General features: G+C 39.5%; 19 protein-coding genes and 1 riboswitch. All 19 genes read left to right on the forward strand.

What is annotated here, in order from left to right; translation table 11 throughout:
- Window positions 1-15: 15 nt before the first annotated feature.
- Window positions 16-1314 (forward strand): NCS2 family permease, encoded by a 1299-nt coding sequence (locus KQI76_RS01745; RefSeq protein WP_253288756.1) that lies wholly within the window; start codon window positions 16-18, stop codon window positions 1312-1314.
- Window positions 1315-1563: 249 nt separating this feature from the next.
- Window positions 1564-1827 (forward strand): NETI motif-containing protein, encoded by a 264-nt coding sequence (locus KQI76_RS01750; protein WP_371817640.1) that lies wholly within the window; start codon window positions 1564-1566, stop codon window positions 1825-1827.
- Between the two features lie 77 nt (window positions 1828-1904).
- Window positions 1905-2004, forward strand: a riboswitch (purine riboswitch).
- 223 nt (window positions 2005-2227) lie between these two features.
- The gene (gene purE / locus KQI76_RS01755) at window positions 2228-2719 is read left to right on the forward strand and encodes a 5-(carboxyamino)imidazole ribonucleotide mutase (RefSeq protein WP_216398578.1); all 492 of its coding nucleotides are present in this window, start codon (window positions 2228-2230) and stop codon (window positions 2717-2719) included.
- Window positions 2706-3827 carry a 5-(carboxyamino)imidazole ribonucleotide synthase gene (purK, locus tag KQI76_RS01760; RefSeq protein ID WP_216398579.1) on the forward strand — a complete coding sequence of 374 codons (1122 nt, stop codon included), beginning with the start codon at window positions 2706-2708 and terminating at the stop codon, window positions 3825-3827. The genes purE and purK overlap by 14 nt, the downstream gene beginning before the upstream one ends.
- A gap of 12 nt (window positions 3828-3839) precedes the next feature.
- Window positions 3840-5135: an adenylosuccinate lyase gene (gene purB, locus KQI76_RS01765; protein WP_216398580.1), complete on the forward strand. Its 1296-nt coding sequence runs from the start codon at window positions 3840-3842 to the stop codon at window positions 5133-5135.
- A gap of 67 nt (window positions 5136-5202) precedes the next feature.
- Complete coding sequence (gene purC, locus KQI76_RS01770) at window positions 5203-5913, forward strand: phosphoribosylaminoimidazolesuccinocarboxamide synthase (protein WP_216398581.1); 711 nt, start codon at window positions 5203-5205, stop codon at window positions 5911-5913.
- Window positions 5910-6161 (forward strand): phosphoribosylformylglycinamidine synthase subunit PurS, encoded by a 252-nt coding sequence (purS, locus tag KQI76_RS01775; protein ID WP_216398582.1) that lies wholly within the window; start codon window positions 5910-5912, stop codon window positions 6159-6161. The genes purC and purS overlap by 4 nt, the downstream gene beginning before the upstream one ends.
- A complete protein-coding gene (gene purQ / locus KQI76_RS01780; RefSeq protein WP_216398583.1) occupies window positions 6158-6835 on the forward strand; it encodes a phosphoribosylformylglycinamidine synthase subunit PurQ in 678 nt (225 codons plus the stop codon). Before purS ends, purQ begins: the two co-directional genes overlap by 4 nt.
- On the forward strand, window positions 6819-9047 hold the full coding sequence (gene purL / locus KQI76_RS01785) for a phosphoribosylformylglycinamidine synthase subunit PurL (protein ID WP_216398584.1): 2229 nt from the start codon (window positions 6819-6821) through the stop codon (window positions 9045-9047). Before purQ ends, purL begins: the two co-directional genes overlap by 17 nt.
- A complete protein-coding gene (gene purF, locus KQI76_RS01790) occupies window positions 9023-10435 on the forward strand; it encodes an amidophosphoribosyltransferase (protein WP_216398585.1) in 1413 nt (470 codons plus the stop codon). The genes purL and purF overlap by 25 nt, the downstream gene beginning before the upstream one ends.
- A gap of 16 nt (window positions 10436-10451) precedes the next feature.
- Window positions 10452-11480, forward strand: a complete 1029-nt coding sequence (purM, locus tag KQI76_RS01795; protein WP_216398586.1) for a phosphoribosylformylglycinamidine cyclo-ligase — start codon at window positions 10452-10454, stop codon at window positions 11478-11480.
- Window positions 11470-12057 carry a phosphoribosylglycinamide formyltransferase gene (purN, locus tag KQI76_RS01800; protein WP_216398587.1) on the forward strand — a complete coding sequence of 196 codons (588 nt, stop codon included), beginning with the start codon at window positions 11470-11472 and terminating at the stop codon, window positions 12055-12057. Before purM ends, purN begins: the two co-directional genes overlap by 11 nt.
- Entirely contained in the window at window positions 12054-13583 is a 1530-nt protein-coding gene (gene purH / locus KQI76_RS01805) for a bifunctional phosphoribosylaminoimidazolecarboxamide formyltransferase/IMP cyclohydrolase (RefSeq protein WP_216398588.1), read from the forward strand. Before purN ends, purH begins: the two co-directional genes overlap by 4 nt.
- A 41-nt stretch (window positions 13584-13624) precedes the next feature.
- The gene (purD, locus tag KQI76_RS01810) at window positions 13625-14878 is read left to right on the forward strand and encodes a phosphoribosylamine--glycine ligase (protein WP_216398589.1); all 1254 of its coding nucleotides are present in this window, start codon (window positions 13625-13627) and stop codon (window positions 14876-14878) included.
- Between the two features lie 377 nt (window positions 14879-15255).
- Window positions 15256-16293: a DUF3048 domain-containing protein gene (locus KQI76_RS01815; RefSeq protein WP_216398590.1), complete on the forward strand. Its 1038-nt coding sequence runs from the start codon at window positions 15256-15258 to the stop codon at window positions 16291-16293.
- Between the two features lie 14 nt (window positions 16294-16307).
- On the forward strand, window positions 16308-16613 hold the full coding sequence (locus KQI76_RS01820; protein WP_216398591.1) for a YerC/YecD family TrpR-related protein: 306 nt from the start codon (window positions 16308-16310) through the stop codon (window positions 16611-16613).
- A gap of 1 nt (window position 16614) precedes the next feature.
- Complete coding sequence (locus tag KQI76_RS01825; protein ID WP_216398592.1) at window positions 16615-17601, forward strand: Gfo/Idh/MocA family protein; 987 nt, start codon at window positions 16615-16617, stop codon at window positions 17599-17601.
- Between the two features lie 549 nt (window positions 17602-18150).
- On the forward strand, window positions 18151-18837 hold the full coding sequence (gene pcrB, locus KQI76_RS01830) for a heptaprenylglyceryl phosphate synthase (RefSeq protein ID WP_216398593.1): 687 nt from the start codon (window positions 18151-18153) through the stop codon (window positions 18835-18837).
- Between the two features lie 13 nt (window positions 18838-18850).
- Window positions 18851-21088 carry a DNA helicase PcrA gene (gene pcrA, locus KQI76_RS01835; protein ID WP_216398594.1) on the forward strand — a complete coding sequence of 746 codons (2238 nt, stop codon included), beginning with the start codon at window positions 18851-18853 and terminating at the stop codon, window positions 21086-21088.
- Window positions 21089-21091: the final 3 nt, after the last annotated feature.

Here is a 21091-nt window from a genome sequence, read left to right on the forward strand (position 1 = left end):
GGAAGAGGAAAAAAGATGATAAAAGAGTTTTTCAAGCTAGATGAGTTGGGGACAAATATTAAAACGGAGTTTACTGCTGGCTTAACGACGTTTTTAGCAATGGCATATATTTTATTTGTTAACCCGCAAATATTAGGTGCGGCTGGAATGGATGAAGGGGCTGTTTATACGGCTACTGCTCTATCTGCGGTCATCGGAACCCTGATGATGGGTATACTGGCGAATTATCCAGTGGCATTAGCACCGGGTATGGGCGTGAATGCATTTTTTGCTTATACTGTAGTTATTGGTTATGGCATTCCGTGGGAGACAGCATTAACAGCTGTATTAGTATCAGGTGTCCTTTTCCTATTAATCTCTGCTTCTGGTGTACGTGAGAAAATTATCAATAGTATACCAGCAACCTTGAAGTTAGCTGTCGGTTCAGGAATTGGATTATTTATTGCTTTTATAGGTTTTAAAAATGTTGGAATTATTGTTGCTGATGAAGGGAATTTGATTGCACTTGGTGATTTAACAAACGGTGCTACAGCCTTAGCTATTTTCGGTCTAATTGTAACGGTTATTTTGACTACATTGAAGGTTAATGGTGGCGTCTTTTATGGAATGATCATTACAGCGATTGTTGGAATTATCTTTGGAGAAATTAATTTACCAACTGCTGTTTTTTCTAGTGTTCCTAGTCTTGCACCTACATTTGGAAAAGCCTTTCTTAATATAGGAGATATATTTACTTGGCAAATGGCCGGCGTTATTTTAACCTTTTTATTTGTGGACTTTTTTGATACAGCAGGTACATTAGTGGCTGTTGCGAATAAGGCAGGATTAATGAAAGATAATGAGTTACCTCGTGCTGGGAAAGCTTTACTTGCAGATTCAACAGCAACTGTAGCAGGTGCTGCCTTAGGAACTTCAACAGTAACTTCTTTCGTCGAATCTGCTACTGGTGTTGGTGCAGGTGGTCGAACAGGATTAACTTCAGTATTTACAGCATTATTCTTTGCTTTAGCTTTGTTTTTCTCACCTTTACTAGATGTTGTGACATCATCAGTAACAGCTCCTGCTTTGATTATTGTTGGTGTGATGATGGCTTCAAGCCTTAAAGACATTGAATGGGACAAGTTTGAAGTTGCTGTGCCAGCCTTTTTAACGGTACTTATTATGCCGTTATCCGGAAGTATTGCAACAGGTATCGCAGTCGGCTTTACATTCTACCCAATCACAATGCTAACAAGTGGTAAAGGGAAAGATATTCACCCGATCATGTGGGCTCTATCTTTAGTATTTGTTCTTTACTTAATCTTCTTATCATAATTTAATTAGGCTTTAAAAGCGTGTCTTCGAAAGAGTGACACGCTTTTTTTGATCGAAATTTTTGCTTGCAGACTTATCATAGTTGCTTAGATGCCTTTGCTAGATTAGGTATTTTTGTGGTACGATCCCTCCTAGGTGAAGCTTTGCCTTGCTGCTGGTTAACTGACTGTAAGATCCTCTGCCTTAATTATAGAAGGATATATAAATGGAGGGTGGGTTAAAATGATTAAGAAAGGGGGAATAAAAATAGTGTCAAACAAGTCAAAACAGAAGTTGCGTAAACAAAGCCAGGGGCGGACTCAGACCTCTAATCCGAATAAAAAGAAATTTGAACGGCGGGAGAACGAAACGATCGACCAATGTCTAGACCGCATTCGAAATTCTGGTTATACCCCAGTTAAACGAATAGAAAAACCTGTTTTTAAAGAAATGATTGAAAATGGTGAAAAAAGCATCATTCCAAATGGTCAACAAACAATTTTTGAAGGAATATTGAACAAATCCGAACGATAATCTAATAAAATGATATAATGTTCGAATTTCATTGACTACTTGATGAAAACTTGCTATGATACAAGAGTGAAATAAATGATAATTATATCAATGAACCTCATATAAATTTGAGAATATGGCTCAAAAGTTTCTACCCGTTACCGTAAATAACGGACTATGAGGGAAGATGGAACAAACTGATCCGATTATTTTTAGGATCTTGTTCGGATATTGCCTAGCTTTTTTTGATTAGGGACTTGCTCTTATATGATTTTGTTTTATTTAGCAATGTCTTTTTCAAAATGATCTTGGTGATCGGTTTAAGCATGCTACCTATTCATCTTCTCTCTTAGTATGGGAGAGGTGGATAGGTTTTTTGATTTGTTGGGCTAGAAAAATGGCAAAGGAAAAGAGGGAGTGTATGGTTCAAGTAGGTGTAATTATGGGAAGCATTTCAGATTGGAAAACGATGTCGCATGCGTGTCGTGTTTTAGATGATTTAGAAGTGGGTTATGAAAAAGAAGTGATTTCTGCGCATCGTACCCCTGAGGATATGTTTACTTACGCTGAGTCTGCACGTGAGCGAGGGATAAAGGTTATTATAGCTGGTGCTGGTGGGGCGGCACATTTACCAGGAATGGTGGCCGCTAAAACGATTCTCCCCGTTATCGGTGTACCTGTTCAATCAAAGGCGCTCAATGGGCTAGATTCTTTACTCTCAATTGTTCAAATGCCAGCTGGTGTTCCTGTTGCAACTGTAGCAATAGGTGAAGCCGGAGCTAAGAATGCAGGGCTACTTGCTGCGCAAATTATGGCAACAAGCGATGTTGAACTGGCTAATAAATTAATCGCATACCAAGAACAATTATCTGATCATGTGGCGGAAATGAGGGATCAGCTTGCCAAAGAGTAAATTACTATTTGGAAAAACAATAGGGATCATTGGTGGTGGTCAGCTTGGCCGGATGATGGCGACTACAGCTAGACATATGGGATATCGTCTAGTCGTCTTAGACCCTACACCCAATTGTCCTGCTGGTCAACTAGCTGATCAGCAAATTGTTGCTTCATACGATGATATGGGGGCGATTAAGCAGTTAGCTTCCGTTGCCGATGTGGTCACTTATGAATTTGAGAATGTCGATTTTAAAGCTGCACAATATTTAGCGGAAATTGGACTTCTGCCACAGGGCACAAAGGCACTTGAAATGACTCAGGATCGTGAAAAGGAGAAAGGTCTGCTTAAATCAATTAATCAACCTATCGCTTCTTATCAAATTGTCCACGATATGAATGACTTAAAGCGGGCAAGTGAAGCAATTGGTTATCCGGCAGTTGTCAAAACATGCCGAGGGGGTTATGACGGCAAAGGACAACTTACTCTTCATTCAGGGGCTGATCTTGTTGAAGTAGATGAAAGATTAAAGAACAAGGATCGATTGATTTATGAAGAATTTTTAAACTTTGATTGTGAAATCTCAGTTGTTTTTACACGCTCAGTAACAGGGGAAATGATTTACTTCCCAATTGCTGAGAACCAGCATCGTGATCATATTTTACATCTGACAATTGTTCCGGCTCGTGTAAGCCAAAAGGTCATTGAGCAGGCGAAAGAAGCTGCAAGAGTAATTGCGGAAGCGATCGATGTTGTTGGAACATTTACAATTGAGCTTTTTGTTAAGGGAGAAGAGATCTTTATTAATGAACTGGCACCACGGCCACATAATTCCGGCCATTTTACGATTGAAGCGTGTAATATTTCACAGTTCGAGCAACATATTCGTGCGCTTTGTCAATTACCACTTATGCCAGTTATATTCCATGGTGGAGCAGTAATGATTAACTTACTTGGCGATAATCTTGAGGATTACTTTGCCAAAGTCGATCAGTTAGAACGAGCACATATTCATATGTATGGCAAGGATCAAATACAGCTGAAACGAAAAATGGGGCATTTAACTTTTGTTGACTCAGATCGTGATCAACTTCTTGCGACATTAAAAGATCGACAACTGATTTAGGGGGATATAGAGATGATTGAACGTTATACCCGCCCAGAAATGGGTGCGATTTGGACTGAAGAAAATAAGTACAAGGCCTGGTTAGAAGTAGAAATCCTAGCTTGTGAAGCTTGGAGTGAACTTGGTGTTATTCCAAAAGCTGATGTAAAAAGATTACGTGAAAAAGCAGCTTTCGACATCGATCGAATTTTAGAGATCGAGCAGGAAACACGTCATGATGTTGTTGCCTTTACTCGGGCTGTTTCCGAGAGTTTAGGTGAAGAGAAGAAGTGGGTTCATTATGGTTTAACTTCGACAGATGTTGTTGATACAGCACTATCTTATCTTTTAAAACAGGCGAATACAATTATTCGTAGCGATATTGAACGGTTTATTGAAATTTTAAAAAATAAAGCGATTGAACATAAACATACAGTCATGATGGGACGTACACATGGTGTTCACGCAGAGCCAACGACTTTTGGATTGAAAATGGCCCTTTGGTATGAAGAAATGAAACGAAACCTTGACCGCTTTAATGCAGCGGCTGATGTCATTGAAACGGGTAAAATCTCTGGTGCGGTAGGAACTTATGCTAATATCGATCCGAAAGTTGAAGCCTATGTCTGTGAACAATTAGGACTTAAACCAGCACCCGTTTCCACCCAAACCTTGCAACGTGATCGCCATGCCCAGTATCTATCTGCATTGGCGCTTATCGCGACATCAATTGAAAAATTCGCGACTGAGATTCGCGGTTTACAAAAGACAGAAACGAGAGAAGTAGAGGAATTCTTTGCGAAGGGACAAAAAGGCTCATCCGCCATGCCTCATAAACGGAATCCAATTGGTTCTGAGAATATGTCAGGAATGGCTCGAGTTGTTCGTGGTTACATGATCACTGCTTATGAAAATGTTTCATTATGGCATGAACGTGATATTTCACATTCATCGGCAGAACGGATTATCTTACCAGATGCTACGATTACATTGAACTATATGTTAAATCGTTTTAGCAATATCGTTAAAAATCTGACTGTTTTTCCTGAAAATATGAAAAGAAATATTGACCGAACACATGGCGTTATTTTCTCACAACGTGTTCTATTATCGTTAATTGATCAAGGGATGAGTCGAGAAGAAGCCTACGATCTTGTTCAACCAAATGCGATGAAGGCATGGGAAACAGAAACACATTTTAGAGCTTTAATCGAGCAAGAACCTCGAATTACGGATGTCCTAACTAAGGCAGATCTAGATGATTGCTTTGATTACACATATCATTTGAAAAATGTTGATCAAATTTTTGAGAAGATTGGTTTAATTTAATCAACTTACAGGCAGTAGCTATTCATTAGTTACTGCCCTACATACAACATACAAGGGGTGGATCTAAGTGAAAAAAGAACTCTTATATGAGGGAAAAGCCAAACGGGTTTATTTAACGGATCAACCAAACCAGCTTATTTTAGCCTATAAAAATGAGGCAACGGCTTTTAATGGCAAAAAGAAAGCAAAGATTCTTGGAAAAGGACGCTTTAATAACTTAATTTCAGCCTACCTTTTTCAATATTTAGCTGAACATAAGGTTAGCAGTCACTTTATTAAGCAACTTAACGAGGAAGAGCAACTGGTGGAACGGACTGAGATTATTCCACTTGAGGTCGTTGTTCGAAATCTAGCAACAGGAAGTATTGTTCAACGTTTAGGGCTGAAGGAAAAGACAGTTTTCCAACCTGCCTTAGTCGAATTATATTTTAAAGATGATTCACTAGATGATCCAATAATCAATGATCAACATGCTTTACTATTAACTGATTTAACAGAAGAGGAACTAGATTTAATTAAAGGTACTGCCTTAAGCATTAATCAAATCCTCCAACCTCTTTTTGAAAAAGCAGCTGTTAGATTAGTAGATTTTAAATTAGAATTTGGTCGCAACCAGGATGGGGATATTATTTTGGCTGATGAGATTTCGCCGGATACATGTCGATTCTGGGATATGGCAACAAACGAACGATTAGATAAGGATGTTTTTCGTCAAGATACAGGTGATTTACTCACCGTTTATCAAGAGATATTAAATCGACTGGAGGCTATCAAATGATTAAGGCAAATGTTTACATTAAGTTAAAAAAAGGTGTACTTGATTCTCAAGGGAAAGCAGTACAAGAATTAGTCAATGGTTCTGAAATTGATCATGTTGAAAATGTTCGAGTTGGGAAGCTGATAGAATTAACTTTTGCTAACCGTGAAAATATTAACGAACAAGTGGAAAAGCTTTGTCAAGAGCTACTCGTCAATTACGAAATGGAGGATTATAGCTATACAATAGAGGAGTGTGGGGACGAGTGAAATGTGCAGCGATTATTTTTCCAGGCTCAAGTCATGATTTGTATGAGATGGTTAAGGAATGTCTTAACCTAGATGTTGATCTTGTTTGGTATAAGGATACGAATCTAGATCACTATGACTTGCTCCTACTATCCGGAGGCTTTTCCTATGGTGATTATTTAAGACCCGGGGCACTAGCTGCTCGAACAGAAATCCTAGCACAAATTTGTGAAAAAGCCGCTCAAGGTACACCTATACTTGCGATTGGTAATGGATTTCAAATTTTGCTTGAAGCGGGTCTTTTGCCAGGAGCAATGTTAATAAATGAGGATATCAATTTTATTTGCCAGAATAAGAATCTGATTGTTCGCAATAATCAAACTTTTTTCACAACAGCATATGATCAAAATGAAGTCATTTCGATTCCAATTGCTCATGGGGAAGGATGTTATTATTGTGACGATCAAACGCTAGCTCAATTAGAAAAAAATAATCAGATTGTCTTTACTTATCAAGATAACCCAAATGGTTCAGTTGGAAATATTGCTGGGATTGTAAATGAACAAGGGAATATCCTCGGTATGATGCCACATCCGGAACGGGCGCTTGAAACGATTTTAGGAAGTGAAGATGGCCTGCGACTATTTCAATCAATGATAACTAACTGGAGGGAAAAACATGTCACAAATGCTTGAGCCAAGTCCAGAGACAATAGAGAAAGACAAACTTTATCTTGAGATGGGCTTAACTGATGAGGAATACCAATCAATTATCCGTATTTTAGAAAGACGCCCTAACTATACAGAGACAGGGATTTTTTCCGTCATGTGGTCTGAGCATTGTAGTTATAAAACATCAAAACCATTATTGCGGAAATTCTCCAGCCAAGGTCCTCAAGTTGTTCAGGGACCTGGTGAAGGCGCTGGGATCGTTGATATTGGTGATGGTCAGGGAATTGTTTTTAAAATTGAAAGTCATAATTCCCCATCTGCAATTGAACCTTATCAAGGTGCTGCAACAGGTGTTGGGGGCATTATGCGTGATATTTTCTCAATGGGAGCAAAACCAATTGCTGCTCTTAATTCCCTCCGATTTGGTCCATTAAATTCAGATCGGACAAAATATCTATTTGAAGAAGTTGTGCGTGGTATCGCTGATTATGGGAATCGTCTCGGTGTGCCAACAGTTGGTGGTGAGATTCAATTTGATGAATGTTATCAGGGCAATCCATTAGTCAATGCGATGGGGATTGGATTGATTGAGCTAAAGGATATTCAAAAGGGAGTTGCCACAGGACTTGGTAATACCGTGATTTATGTTGGTTCAAAAACAGGTCGCGATGGGATTCATGGGGCTACTTTTTCCTCCGTTGAATTATCTGAAGATAATAAAGGCCAAGGGTCAGATATTCAAGCAGGTGATCCGTTTGTTGAGAAATTATTGACCGATGCTTGTCTTGAAGTAACTCATTGCGATGCTTTAATTGGTATGCAGGATATGGGGGCTGCCGGCTTGACCTCATCAGCAAGTGAAATGGCTAGTAAAGCAGGAATGGGGATGGAGCTTGATTTAAATCTTGTTCCACAACGTGAAGAAAATATGACAGCTTATGAAATGATGCTATCTGAATCACAAGAGCGGATGTTATTGGTTGTTGAACAGGGACGTGAGCAAGAGATTTTTGCAATCTTTGAGAAATATGATCTTGAAGCAGTTGCGATTGGGCGTGTGACAGGGGATAAACGCTTTAGATTATTCCATAACGGAGAAGTGGTTTGTGATCTTCCTGTTGATCCATTAGCGGAGGATGCACCTGTCTACTATAAAGAGGCGAAAGTACCAGCCTATTATGAAAAATTTCAGAATCAAGCAAGTTATCAGCCAAAGGTTGATGATTATGAATATATCTTGACTCGATTATTACAACAACCGACGATTGCGAGTAAGGAATATGCTTACCAGCAATTTGATTCACTAGCTCAGGTCAATACAGTGGTTGCACCTGGGTCGGATGCAGCGGTGATCAGAATCCGTGGTTATGATAAGGCAATCGCACTAACAACGGATTGTAATTCCCGTTATATTTATTTAGATCCAGAAATAGGCGGACAAATTGCGGTAGCTGAAGCCGCACGGAATATTGTTGCTTCAGGTGCCAGACCACTTGCTTTAACTGATGGCCTTAACTACGGTAATCCAGATAAACCAGAGAACTATTGGCAAATGGAAAAGAGTGTTGAGGGGATGGCTAAGGCTAGTATTGAGCTAGATACTCCAGTTGTTAGTGGGAATGTTTCATTATATAACGAAAAAGCAGGTGTATCCATTTTCCCGACACCAATTGTTGGCATGGTTGGCCTTCACCGCTCAACAAAAGATATTACGACAGTTCAATTCAAAGCGGAACAAGATGTCATTTTATTAATCGGTGACACAAAAGCTGAGTTCGGTGGCAGTGAGCTTCAAAATTTACTAGAAGGCGAGTATTTTGGCAAAGCACCAAGCCTTGATTTGAATATCGAGAAGCGAAGACAAGCCCAATTGCTAACAGCTATTCAAAAAGGCTATGTTCAATCAGCACATGATTTATCAGAGGGTGGCCTAGCTGTTGCATTAGGAGAGAGCTTATTTGGGACCGAAAATCTAGGTGCGGAAATTGATCTGAATGGTGACCCAACAAGCTTATTATTTAGTGAATCTCAATCTCGTTTTCTTGTTTCTATCAAGCCGGATCATGTGGAAGCATTTTTAGAGATTGTTGAAGATGCAAGGCCGATTGGACAAGTGACATCAGATGGAAAACTTCAGATAACTTGTGATCGCCAGAAGGTGATCAATCAATCCGTTCGTCAACTTGAAGCAACTTGGAAAGGAGCTATTCCATGCCTGCTGAAATCAAAGGCTTAAATGAAGAATGTGGCGTATTTGCTATTTTTGGTCATGAAAAGGCAGCTGAGATTACCTTTTATGGTTTACATGCTTTGCAACATCGTGGCCAGCAGGGAGCCGGAATTGTTACAAGTGATGGAGAACAACTGCATATCCATAAGGGAACAGGGTTAGTTAATGCGATTTTTGATCAAGAACACCTGCAAGAAACCTTAAAAGGTTCAAGTGCAATTGGCCATGTGCGTTATGCGACAGAAGAAGAAAGAGGATTTGAAAATGTTCAACCATTACTATTCCGATCCCAAACATCAAGTATGGCACTCGCCTATAACGGTGAAATTGTTAATGATTTTGCGCTTAGGACACAGCTTGAAGCACAGGGAAGTATATTACAAACGACGTCGGATATCGAGGTGATTGCTCATCTCATTAAACGCGGTGGTTATCTTTCTCTGGAAGAAGCAATCAAGCAGGCATTAGGAATGGTCAAGGGTGCATATGCTTTTGTGTTATTAACTGAAGATCAATTGTTCATCGCCTTAGATCCATATGGTATACGCCCATTGTCACTTGGCCATATTGATGGTTCCTATGTTATAGCATCTGAAACCTGTGCATTTGATTTAGTCGGCGCTGAATTTATTCGGGAGGTCAAACCAGGTGAATTAATTGTGATTGATAAACAGGGCTTGAAATCATCCATGTTTGCTTCACCAATGCAACGCTCACTTTGTTCAATGGAATATGTTTACTTTGCTCGTCCCGATAGTGATCTGAATGGATTAAACGTACATGCTAGCCGTAAGATTATGGGGAAACAGCTTGCTAAAGAGGCGACAGTAGAAGCAGATGTTGTTACCGGTGTACCTGATTCAAGTATTTCAGCTGCCATTGGTTTTGCTGAAGAATCCGGTATTCCTTATGAACTTGGTTTAATAAAAAATCGTTATATTGGGCGGACATTTATTGAACCAACCCAATCGTCACGTGAACAGGGTGTCAAAATGAAGTTATCCCCTGTTCGCGGAATTGTCAATGGTAAACGGGTTGTCATGGTCGATGATTCAATTGTTAGAGGAACAACAAGTAGACGTATTGTTCGATTGTTAAAAGAGGCGGGAGCGACTGAGGTGCATGTAAGGATCGCTGCACCCCCTATTAAAAACCCGTGTTTTTACGGGGTTGATACATCTGTTACTGGAGAATTGATCGCTGCCCAGTATTCAATTGAGGAAATAGCTGAAGAAATTGGTGCTGATAGTTTAGCGTTTTTATCTGTTGAGGGACTAGAAAAGTCGCTTGTTCATGAAGACTCGCTTGATATGGGGATTTGTAAAGCATGTTTTACAGGTCGATACCCTACAGAGATTTATCCAAACGCAGCCAATACTAACAATAAACAATGATAAAAGGAGTAGACCTATGAGTGATGTTTATAAAGCGGCAGGTGTTGATGTCGAAGCAGGTTATCAAGCCGTTGAATTAATGAAAAAACATATTAAACGGACGAATCGGCCAGAAGTTATTGGCGGGGTCGGAGCTTTTGCTGGCTTGTTTGATTTAACTGGATTTTCCTATGAGGAGCCCGTCCTCGTTTCTGGAACGGATGGCGTTGGGACAAAACTTAAGCTCGCTTTTGAACTCGATAAACATGACACAGTTGGGATCGACTTAGTTGCAATGTGTGTCAATGACATTATTGCCCAAGGTGCGGATCCCCTTTTCTTCCTAGACTATATCGCTTGTGGTCAGAATCACCCTGAACAAATCGAACAGATTGTTAAGGGAATTGCTGATGGCTGTGTAGCGAGTGGGGCGGCTTTAATTGGTGGGGAAACTGCTGAAATGCCGGGAATGTATATGAATAATGAGTATGATCTTGCTGGTTTTGTTGTAGGAATGGCTAATAAAGCAGATTTAATAACAGGTGAAAGAATCCAAGCTGGTGATGCTTTGATTGGTCTATCATCTAGTGGGGTTCATTCAAATGGCTTCTCCTTGGTACGGAAAATTTTGACCGATCATGATTTAAAATTAACTGATCATCCAGAGCAATTAGAGACGACAGTTGGCGAAGCACTATTGGAACCGACGAAAATATATACAAGAGCAATTAACCAATTAAAAAAGTCTGTTGATATAAAAGGGATCAGTCATATTACTGGAGGGGGCTTTTATGAGAACCTCCCCCGCATATTACCGGGTGATTTAGGTGTTGAAGTTTGGCGTAATAGTTGGCATGTTCCAGCGATTCTTACCTATTTGCAAGAACAGGCGAATTTAACGATTGAACAAGCCTTAGGGGTATTTAACATGGGGATCGGTATGGTTCTTGTTGTAAGCCAGGAGCAAACGGAAGAAGCCTTATCGATCTTAAGAACAGCTAATGAATCAGCCTATTTAATCGGCCAGGTCGTCGATAAGTCTGGGGTGAAGCTTGTTGAGCGCTAAAGTAAAGCTGGCTGTTTTCGCTTCTGGAAGTGGAAGTAATTATCAAGCGATTGATCAGTCAATTCGAGCGGGAGAACTTGATGCAGAGATTGTTTTATTAGTTTGTGATCAACCAAATGCCAAGGTGATATCAAGAGCAAGGCAAAACAATCTTCCTGTATTTTTATTTAACCCAAATGATTATCAAGATAAGGCAGAATTTGAAGAAGAGATTGTTAGTGAGTTGAAGGCCTATCAAGTTGATTGGATTATTTTGGCTGGTTATATGCGCTTAGTAGGGGCAACGTTATTGTCCCAATATCAAGGCCGAATGATTAATATCCATCCATCATTGTTACCAGCCTTCCCTGGTTTAGATGCAATTGGGCAGGCATTGGAAGCGGGAGTGAAAGTATCCGGTGTGACCATCCATTATATTGATTCCGGTATGGATACAGGTGAGATTATTGCTCAAAAAGCAGTTACAGTTGAAAATGAGATGACGCATGATGAACTTCAAACAGCTATTCAGCATGTTGAGCATGAACTATATCCACGCACGATTCAACAATTAATTTCTGAGGGGGATTCATTTTGAAAAAAAGAGCATTATTGAGTGTCTCAGATAAAACGGGTTTAATTAAATTTGCTAGAGAACTAGCAGATGCTGGTTATGAACTGATTTCAACAGGTGGTACGTTAGAAAGCCTAAAAAAGGCTGGACTAGAGGTTCTCCCTGTTTCTGCAGTAACAAATTTTGATGAAATTTTAGACGGAAGGGTTAAGACACTCCATCCGATGATTCATGGTGGGATTCTCGCCCGTCGAGAGCTTGCTGACCATCAAAGCCAATTAGAAAAACTTAATATAACACCGATCGATATCGTTGTCGTTAATTTATATCCTTTTAAAGAGACAATTGCTAATCCAGAAGTAACAGAAGCTGATGCGATTGAAAATATTGATATTGGTGGTCCAACAATGCTTAGAGCAGCAGCGAAAAACTTTGAATCGGTCACAGTTGTTGTTGATCCTGCTGATTATGACCAAGTACTCCAGGGTTTACAAACAGATGCAATTGCTTTACGGAAAAAGTTAGCTGCTAAGGTGTTTCGTCATACAGCACAATACGATGCTTTAATTGCCGAATATTTCACTGAATTAACTGGGGAAACGGATCCGGAAGCTTTAACACTGACTTATGAGAAGGTTGATTCACTCCGTTATGGTGAAAATCCACACCAATCAGCCGCTTTTTATAAGGAAGCCAATATTAAGGGTGGTTCGATTGCACACGCTAAGCAGCTAAATGGAAAGGAACTATCCTACAATAATATTCAGGATGCCAATGCCGCGCTTGAAATTTTGATGGAATTTTCTGATCAACCGGCTGCTGTTGCTGTTAAACATATGAATCCATGCGGGGTAGGAATCGGTGATACGATTGAGCAAGCTTTTCAAACAGCTTATGATGCAGATCCGATTTCAATTTTCGGTGGAATTGTTGCACTTAACAGAGAGGTTGATCTTGCGACCGCTCAGCATTTAAAGGGAATTTTCTTAGAAATTATTATTGCGCCGAGTTTTTCAAAAGAGGCATTAGAGCTGTTAGTTGAAAAACCAAATCTAAGATTACTTGAAACAGCTGTTGAACCCGATCAATTGGATTCGAAAAAAGTTGTCTCTGTTCGCGGTGGTTTATTAGTTCAAAATCGCGATCTCGGGCGAGTTGAAGTTGACGACCTAACAGTGGTTACCAAACAGACTCCATCAGAGAAACAACTTCAAGAGCTTCTGTTTGCCTGGAAGGTAGTTAAACATGTGAAGTCAAATGCGATTGTCCTTGCAAAAGATCATCAAACAATTGGGGTTGGTGCGGGTCAAATGAACCGTGTTGGTGCAGCACAGATAGCCTTAGATCAAGCAGGGAATAAAGCTCAAGGTGCAGTGCTTGCATCAGATGCATTCTTTCCAATGCCTGATACAGTGGAAAACGCTGCTAAGGCGGGGATTAAGGCGATTATTCAACCTGGTGGATCGAAACGAGATCAGGATTCTATCGATGTTTGTAATGCGTATGGTATTGCTATGGTGATGACCGGCATGCGACATTTTAAACATTAAAGCTTTGTTTATCAACAATAAAAGTGAGGGGAACTATAAATATGAAGGTATTGGTAATTGGATGCGGTGGACGAGAGCATATGCTCGTTAAAAAACTAAATCATTCTGTTCGGGTAACTGATATTTTTGTTGCACCAGGTAATGCGGGGATGGAAAAAGAAGCAACTTGTGTAGAGATCGCGGTTGACGCTATTGATCAACTGCTTGACTTTGCCAAAAAAGAGCAGATTGACTGGACGATTGTTGGACCGGAATTACCTTTATCTAAAGGAATCGTTGATCATTTCCGAGCTGAAGGGCTAAAAATATTTGGTCCGACACAGGCAGCAGCCTTAATCGAAAGTAGCAAGGACTTTTCCAAATCGTTGATGGCTCAATATCAAATTCCAACTGCTAAGTTTCAAACCTTTACAGACTCAGCCAAAGCGAAGGCATATATTAAGGAACAAGGGGCACCAATTGTTGTTAAAGCAGATGGTTTAGCAGAGGGGAAAGGTGTTGTTGTTGCTATGACTGAGCAAGAGGCCTATCAAGCTGTCGATCAGATGCTGGAAGGTCACTGCTTTGGTGAAGCGGGTACCCAGATTGTTATTGAAGAGTTTTTAAGCGGTAAAGAGTTTTCATTGTTCGCCTTTGTTGAAGGTGAAGCTGTTTATCCGATGATTCCTGCTCGTGACCATAAACGTGCTTTTGATGGAGATAAGGGACCAAACACAGGTGGAATGGGGGCTTATGCTCCTCTACCAGATGTCACACCAGAAGATATCCAATATACGATTGACTTTGTGCTCAAGCCTGTTGCTCGAGCGATGGTTAAGGAGGGTCGTCCTTATACAGGTGTACTTTATGCCGGATTAATTCAAACAGATTCAGGTATCAAGGTTATAGAATTCAATGCCCGATTTGGCGATCCAGAAACTCAGGTTATTCTGCCCTTACTAGAAAATGATTTGCTTGATGTAATTGAAGCGGTTAGTTCGGGAGTTGATCCAAAGCTAACTTGGCGTGATGGCTATGCTGTTGGAACGGTTGTGGCTTCTGCTGGTTATCCAACAGTATCTAACAAAGGAATGAAAGTTCCAGAATTACCTGAAATCTTAGATGGCTACTTGATTCATGCTGGAACAACTTTTGATCACAATCATCATATCGTTTCAAATGGCGGACGTGTTTTACTTGTCGGTTCAGTACAGGAGACCTTGGCTAAGGCAAATAAAGAAGTTTATCATTACTTAAAGAATTTTGATCAAACAGACGATTTCTTTTATCGAACAGATATCGGGTTAATTGAATAAAATAAGATGCACTTATTGACAGACATTGAAAATCATTTTTTAGTGAAGGTCAATTTAAGTGCTCTTTTTTTTTATAAATAAAAGCTTCCTGAAACCCCTTAAGTATTCGGAAGAATATGTTAAACTTAATAAAGCGACTCTTTATTCTCGTAAGGCATATATAGAAGGAACTGCGCTTTTGTTGTCTCTTTATTTTATTTGCAGGTTTTCCTTGTGATCCTTAGGTTATTAGGTGATCTGTGATAAAAAAAGCAGTGATGCCTTCCATTTACAGCATGATACTTTTTAGTAAAAAATCCGAGCGATTCTTCAAGATTTTTGCTATAATTCTACTTGAAAGAACTTTAACAGACTAGAGTAGTAGAGGAGACCGAATAATGAACCCTAAACGCCTTGTTGTCCTTATTTTGTTCCTACTATTGATTTCAGCTTGCTCGAATAATGATACAGAAAGAGTGAGTCAGGATTTAAGAAAGAAAGTTATCGAACAAGAGAAAATATCAAGCAATGAAGCTAAATACCGATTTCCTTTAACGGGGATAGCTACGAGAGAACCTGCGACAAATCGCATTGTTAGTGTGATGATCAACAATCATCCAGCGGCTCGGCCCCAAAGTGGATTATCTCAGGCTGATCTTGTGTTTGAACTTTTAGCAGAGGGACAAACGACACGCTTTCTAGCGATGTTCCAAAGTGAAAAGCCAGAGGTGGTTGGCCCGGTCCGAAGTGCTCGACCGTATTACTTTAAGCTAGCAAATGATTACAATGCCTTATATATCTATCATGGTGCGGCTGATCATATTGAAGCTATGCTTAGATCCGGTGCTGTTGATCATTTAAATGGTTCTTATTATGATAATGATGGTTATCTTTTTAAACGAGAAAGCTTTCGTTCTGCACCACATAATTCCTACCTAAATTTTGCCGCGGTTACGGAAGTTGCGACAAATCAAGGATATGAAGTAGAAGCGGACCATCGTTCATTAGCTTTTTACCAATCGGATCAATTAGCTGATTTGACAGGTGATAAGGGGTCGGAAGTGTCATTTAATTATGGACAAGAAACAGTCCGTTATCGCTATGATCCAACAATTGAGGCCTATCTGCGCTATAATGGTGACCAACAGACTGTTGAATTCACGGACCAAACTCCGATCCAGTTAAACAATGTATTTATTATTGAGACTGCCCATCAAGTGATTGATGATCAAGGAAGACGGGAAATTGATTTAATGTCTGGTGGTAATGCTTATTTATTACAAAAAGGCTTTATTAATAAAGTCCAGTGGCAAAATACTGATGGCTATATTGTTCCTGTGAAGGATGGCAAAGAGGTCCCCTTTGTCCCTGGGAAGACATGGATCAATGTTATTCCAACAAATCCTGGTTTAACGGGTGTGACAGTAATAGAATAGGAGGGTTGACCAAGGTGCAAATTGATAAATTGCGTGGTGAGCAACTTGACCAGTTATTTGATGCTATTTTATCACTTGAGAATCGAGAAGAATGCTACCAATTCTTTGATGATCTAGCAACAATGAATGAAATCCAGGCATTGACCCAAAGATTAACTGTAGCTAAAATGCTGGATGAAGGTAAGACTTACCAAACGATTGCTAATAAATCAAATGCTTCAACAACAACAATCTCCCGTGTTAAACGGTGCCTAACCTATGGGAGTGGTGGTTATCGAACAGTATTAGATCGATTGAAAGAAGATCAAGGAGGAGACTAAAATGATTCGTTTTGGTGTGATCGGTACAAACTGGATTACAGATCGTTTTTTGCGGGCAGGCATGATGTTAGATGATTTCAAATTAACAGCTGTCTATTCTCGAACAGAAGAGAAGGCGAAGGAATTCGCAGCTAAGTATCAAGTGAAACAAACCTATACAGATTTAACTGAATTTGCGAAAAGTGAGGCAATTGATGCAGTTTATATTGCTAGTCCAACCGCCCTTCATTGTGAACAGGCAATCATTTGTATGGAAGAAGGTAAACATGTTTTTGTTGAAAAGCCATTTGCTTCTAATCAAAGTGAAGTGGAAAGAATGATTGCTGTTGCCCGGTCGTGTAATGTCTTATTAATGGAGGGAATGAAAACAACTCATTTGCCAAACTTTAATGTTTTAAAAGAGGAAATTAAGACAATTGCACCTGTTCGACGATTTGTTGCTAACTTCTGCCAATACTCTTCACGGTATGATCGCTATAAAGAAGGAGAAGTATTAAATGCCTTTAAGCCTGAGCTATCTAACGGATCATTGATGGATATCGGTGTCTACACCGCCTATCCAATGGTGGCCCTTTTTGGTATGCCAGAAGCAGTGTCGGCCAATGTGATCATGCTTGATTCAGGTGTAGATGGTCTTGGTACGATGTCAATTAAATATCCCGAGTTAACAGCTGATTTAATGTTTTCAAAAATTACCGACTCACATATCCCGTCTGAAATTCAAGGAGAAAATGGCACGATTGTTATTAAAAAGTTAAGTGATCTACGCCAGCTGACACGAATTGATAAAGACGGGACAATTACAGATCTATCAGTCGAGCAAAAAGACAATACGATGTACTATGAAATTAAACATTTCCTCGATTTATTAGCAAGTAATTTACGTGAAAGCCCAGTTAACTCATTTGAGACTTCATTAAATACGATCAAAGTTCTAGACCAAGCTAGGAAATCAGTAGGTTTAGTTTTCCCGGCAGATTTAAAGTAGGCGAATAAACCTTGCCCTCCACTTTGGAAGGCAAGGTTTTTAAATGAATTTTCACATTGATTTAGATAGACGCACATGTGATACCTCTGAATAAACAGCCTAAATCTTCAAAGGACTCCCGATATTGACAGCAAAACAGAATCAAGCAAGTGTTATCAAAAGGTGTTTCACTTGCTTCCATCAAATATGCCAAATTATTACCCGTATCGGTCATGTTTTTGTTATACTTTAAGAAGGCTTTTAACGCGTAACGGAAGATGTGTATTGCCAAATCAAATCAAAGAGAATCCCCGCTCACTTAAGGGGTTTATCCCTCGCACTAGATGTTAATTGAAGGCATAGGGCATCTGTTGACCTTTTAATCCGCTTAGGACAGGTATTTTCCTTGCGATAATTAAGAAGGGGATTTTGCAGTTTTTTAATCCCTGGAAGTGAGTGACTGCTATGCTGTTACTTATCCAGGTTACATAGTTGAAGTGGATGAGACTTATGATGCTTCGATAATTTGTTCAAGATAAAAAATCTAAATAAGAGTTAGGAGGCTACATATTGTATAATCGAAAGACCTGGCGACATGTATTTAAATTAGATCCAGATAAATCATTAACCGATCACCAAATAGATCAAGTTTGCCAATCAGGCACCGATGCAATTATTGTTGGTGGGACAGATCATGTGACCCTAGAAGGGGTAGTCAATTTAATGAGTCGAATTCGCCAATATCCAATTCCATGCGTTTTAGAAGTATCGACATTAGATGCGATTGCACTTGGTTTCGATTTTTACTTTATTCCGACCGTCCTAAATAGTCAAGATAAAAAATGGTTGCTTGATATTCAACATCGAGCGATTAAAGAATATGGTCATATGATCAATTGGTCCGAGCTTGTTACTGAAGGATATGTGATTTTAAATCCCGAAGCCAAGGCTTATCAGCTCACAGATTGCCAGCTGCCAGACTTTGAAGAGGTGATTGCTTACGCCCAAATCGTTGAGCATATGTTAAAAATGCCAATTCTTTACCTAGAGTACAGCGGAACATATGGTGATCCTAGCCTTGTCAAAAGTGTTAAGGAAGAATTGAATCATACACAACTCGTCTATGGTGGTGGGATCACGACTTTGGCGCAGGCCGAAGAGATGGCTGAGTTTGCTGATACAATTGTTGTTGGGAATAGTTTATATGAGCACTTCGATCAAGCACTCGAAACAGTAAAAATAAAGAAAGATAGATAAAGGCGGTGTCATTGTGAATCAACCGATTAATAATTTACTTGTTGGATTAAATGATAAACAAAGAGAAGCGGTTCAAAAGACAGATGGTCCGCTTTTAATTATGGCAGGTGCCGGAAGTGGAAAAACACGTGTTCTAACACATAGAATCGCATATTTATTAGATGAAAAACAAATTTCACCAAGAAATGTTTTGGCGATCACATTTACGAATAAAGCAGCTCGAGAAATGAAGGAGCGGGTTAGTCAACTTGTAGGACCGGAAGCAGATCATATGTGGGTATCCACTTTCCACTCAATGTGTGTTCGAATCCTTCGACGAGATGCTGACCGTATTGGTTTAAGTCGTAGCTTCACCATCTTAGATAGTGGTGATCAGCTAACAGTCATAAAAAATATCCTGAAAGAAAAAAACCTCGACCAAAAGAAATTTGAGCCGAGAGCGTTACTTGCAGGGATAAGCTCAGCAAAAAATAATTTACAAACCCCAGATCAATTTCAAGCAAGTGCGGGAGATTATTATCAAAAGACAATCGCTGATGTTTACCAGAGCTATCAAAAAACATTAATCAAAAACCAGTCACTTGACTTTGATGATTTAATTATGCAAACTATTCACTTATTTGAGCGTGTTCCTGAAGTTTTAGAATATTACCAACGGCGTTTTCAATATATTCATGTTGATGAGTACCAAGATACGAACTATGCACAATACTATTTAGTCAAACAACTTGCCGCAAAATATCAAAATATTTGCGTGGTTGGAGATTCTGATCAATCAATTTATCGTTGGCGGGGAGCAGATATAAAAAATATCTTATCTTTTGAAAAGGATTATCCAAATGCTGACCTTGTTTTATTAGAACAAAATTACCGCTCAACGAAGTCGATTCTTGAAGCAGCCAATGCAGTTATAAAGAACAACACTGACCGCAAGGCAAAGCAACTTTGGACGGACAATGATAGTGGTTCAAAACTACATTATTATGAAGCGGAAACAGAACGCTATGAAAGTATATATGTTGCCAATCAAATTGAAGAATATGTTCAATCAAATGACTTTAACTACCGCGATATTGCGATTTTATATCGAACGAATGCTCAATCAAGGGCAATTGAAGAAACATTTGTTAAAGCGAATATTCCTTATCAGATGGTTGGAGGAACTAAATTCTATGAGCGAAAAGAAATTAAGGATATGCTTGCCTACCTTCGTCTAATCTCAAATCCAAATGATGACTTAAGTTTTGTTCGTGTTGTAAACGAACCGAAGCGGGGAATAGGTAGAGCTTCTGTTGAGAAATTAGAAAGATACGCTGCTGAACATGATATTTCACTCTATACAGCCAGCCAGGAAATTGACTTTGTTGGTCTAGGTACCCGAGCGACAAAAGCATTAGCGGAATTCTCTCAGCTGATTAAGAATTGGATTCAACAACAGGAATTTCTAACAGCAACAGATATGGTAGAAGAGGTATTGGAGAAAACGGGTTATTTAGAGATGCTGACAAACGATCGAACGCTGGAAGCACAGACCCGCCTGGAAAATTTAAATGAATTTAAAACTGTTACACAGAACTTTGAACAAGAAAGTGACGATAAAAGCTTAATCGCCTTTTTAACTGATTTAGCACTTATTGCTGATATTGATCGTATGGACGATGACCCATTTGCTGATAATAAAGTAACGATGATGACTTTACATGCTGCTAAAGGTTTGGAATTCCCGGTTGTTTTTCTAGTAGGCATGGAGGAGAATGTTTTCCCGCATAGTCGTTCCTTATTAGATGAAGAAGAAATGGCAGAAGAACGTCGGTTGGCTTATGTTGGTATTACAAGAGCGGAGAAGGTTTTACACCTTACCCATGCGAAAATGCGGACACTCTATGGTCGGACAAATATGAATCGCATGAGTCGATTTATTAGCGAGATACCAACAGACTTATTAGCAGGTTTTGAAGAACAAAAGGATGAATTTCTATTTGGGCTACCTAACCAAAGACAAGCATTTTCAGAGGACCCGGTTCCCGTAAAAAAACAGCCCGTCAAACGATTTGCACAGAAGACAACAACGGGTGGAGAAAAAGAGGCTTGGCAAGTTGGGGATAAAGCACAACATAAGAAATGGGGACTTGGTACAATTGTTAAAGTAACAGGAACGGGAGAGTCAATGGAACTAGATGTTGCTTTTCCAGCTCCAACAGGAGTTAAACGTTTATTAGCAAAATTCGCACCGATTACGAAAGTAGAATAAAGT

It is taken from the genome of Amphibacillus sp. MSJ-3, assembly GCF_018919165.1.
Taxonomy (GTDB): Bacteria; Bacillota; Bacilli; order Bacillales; family Amphibacillaceae; genus Amphibacillus.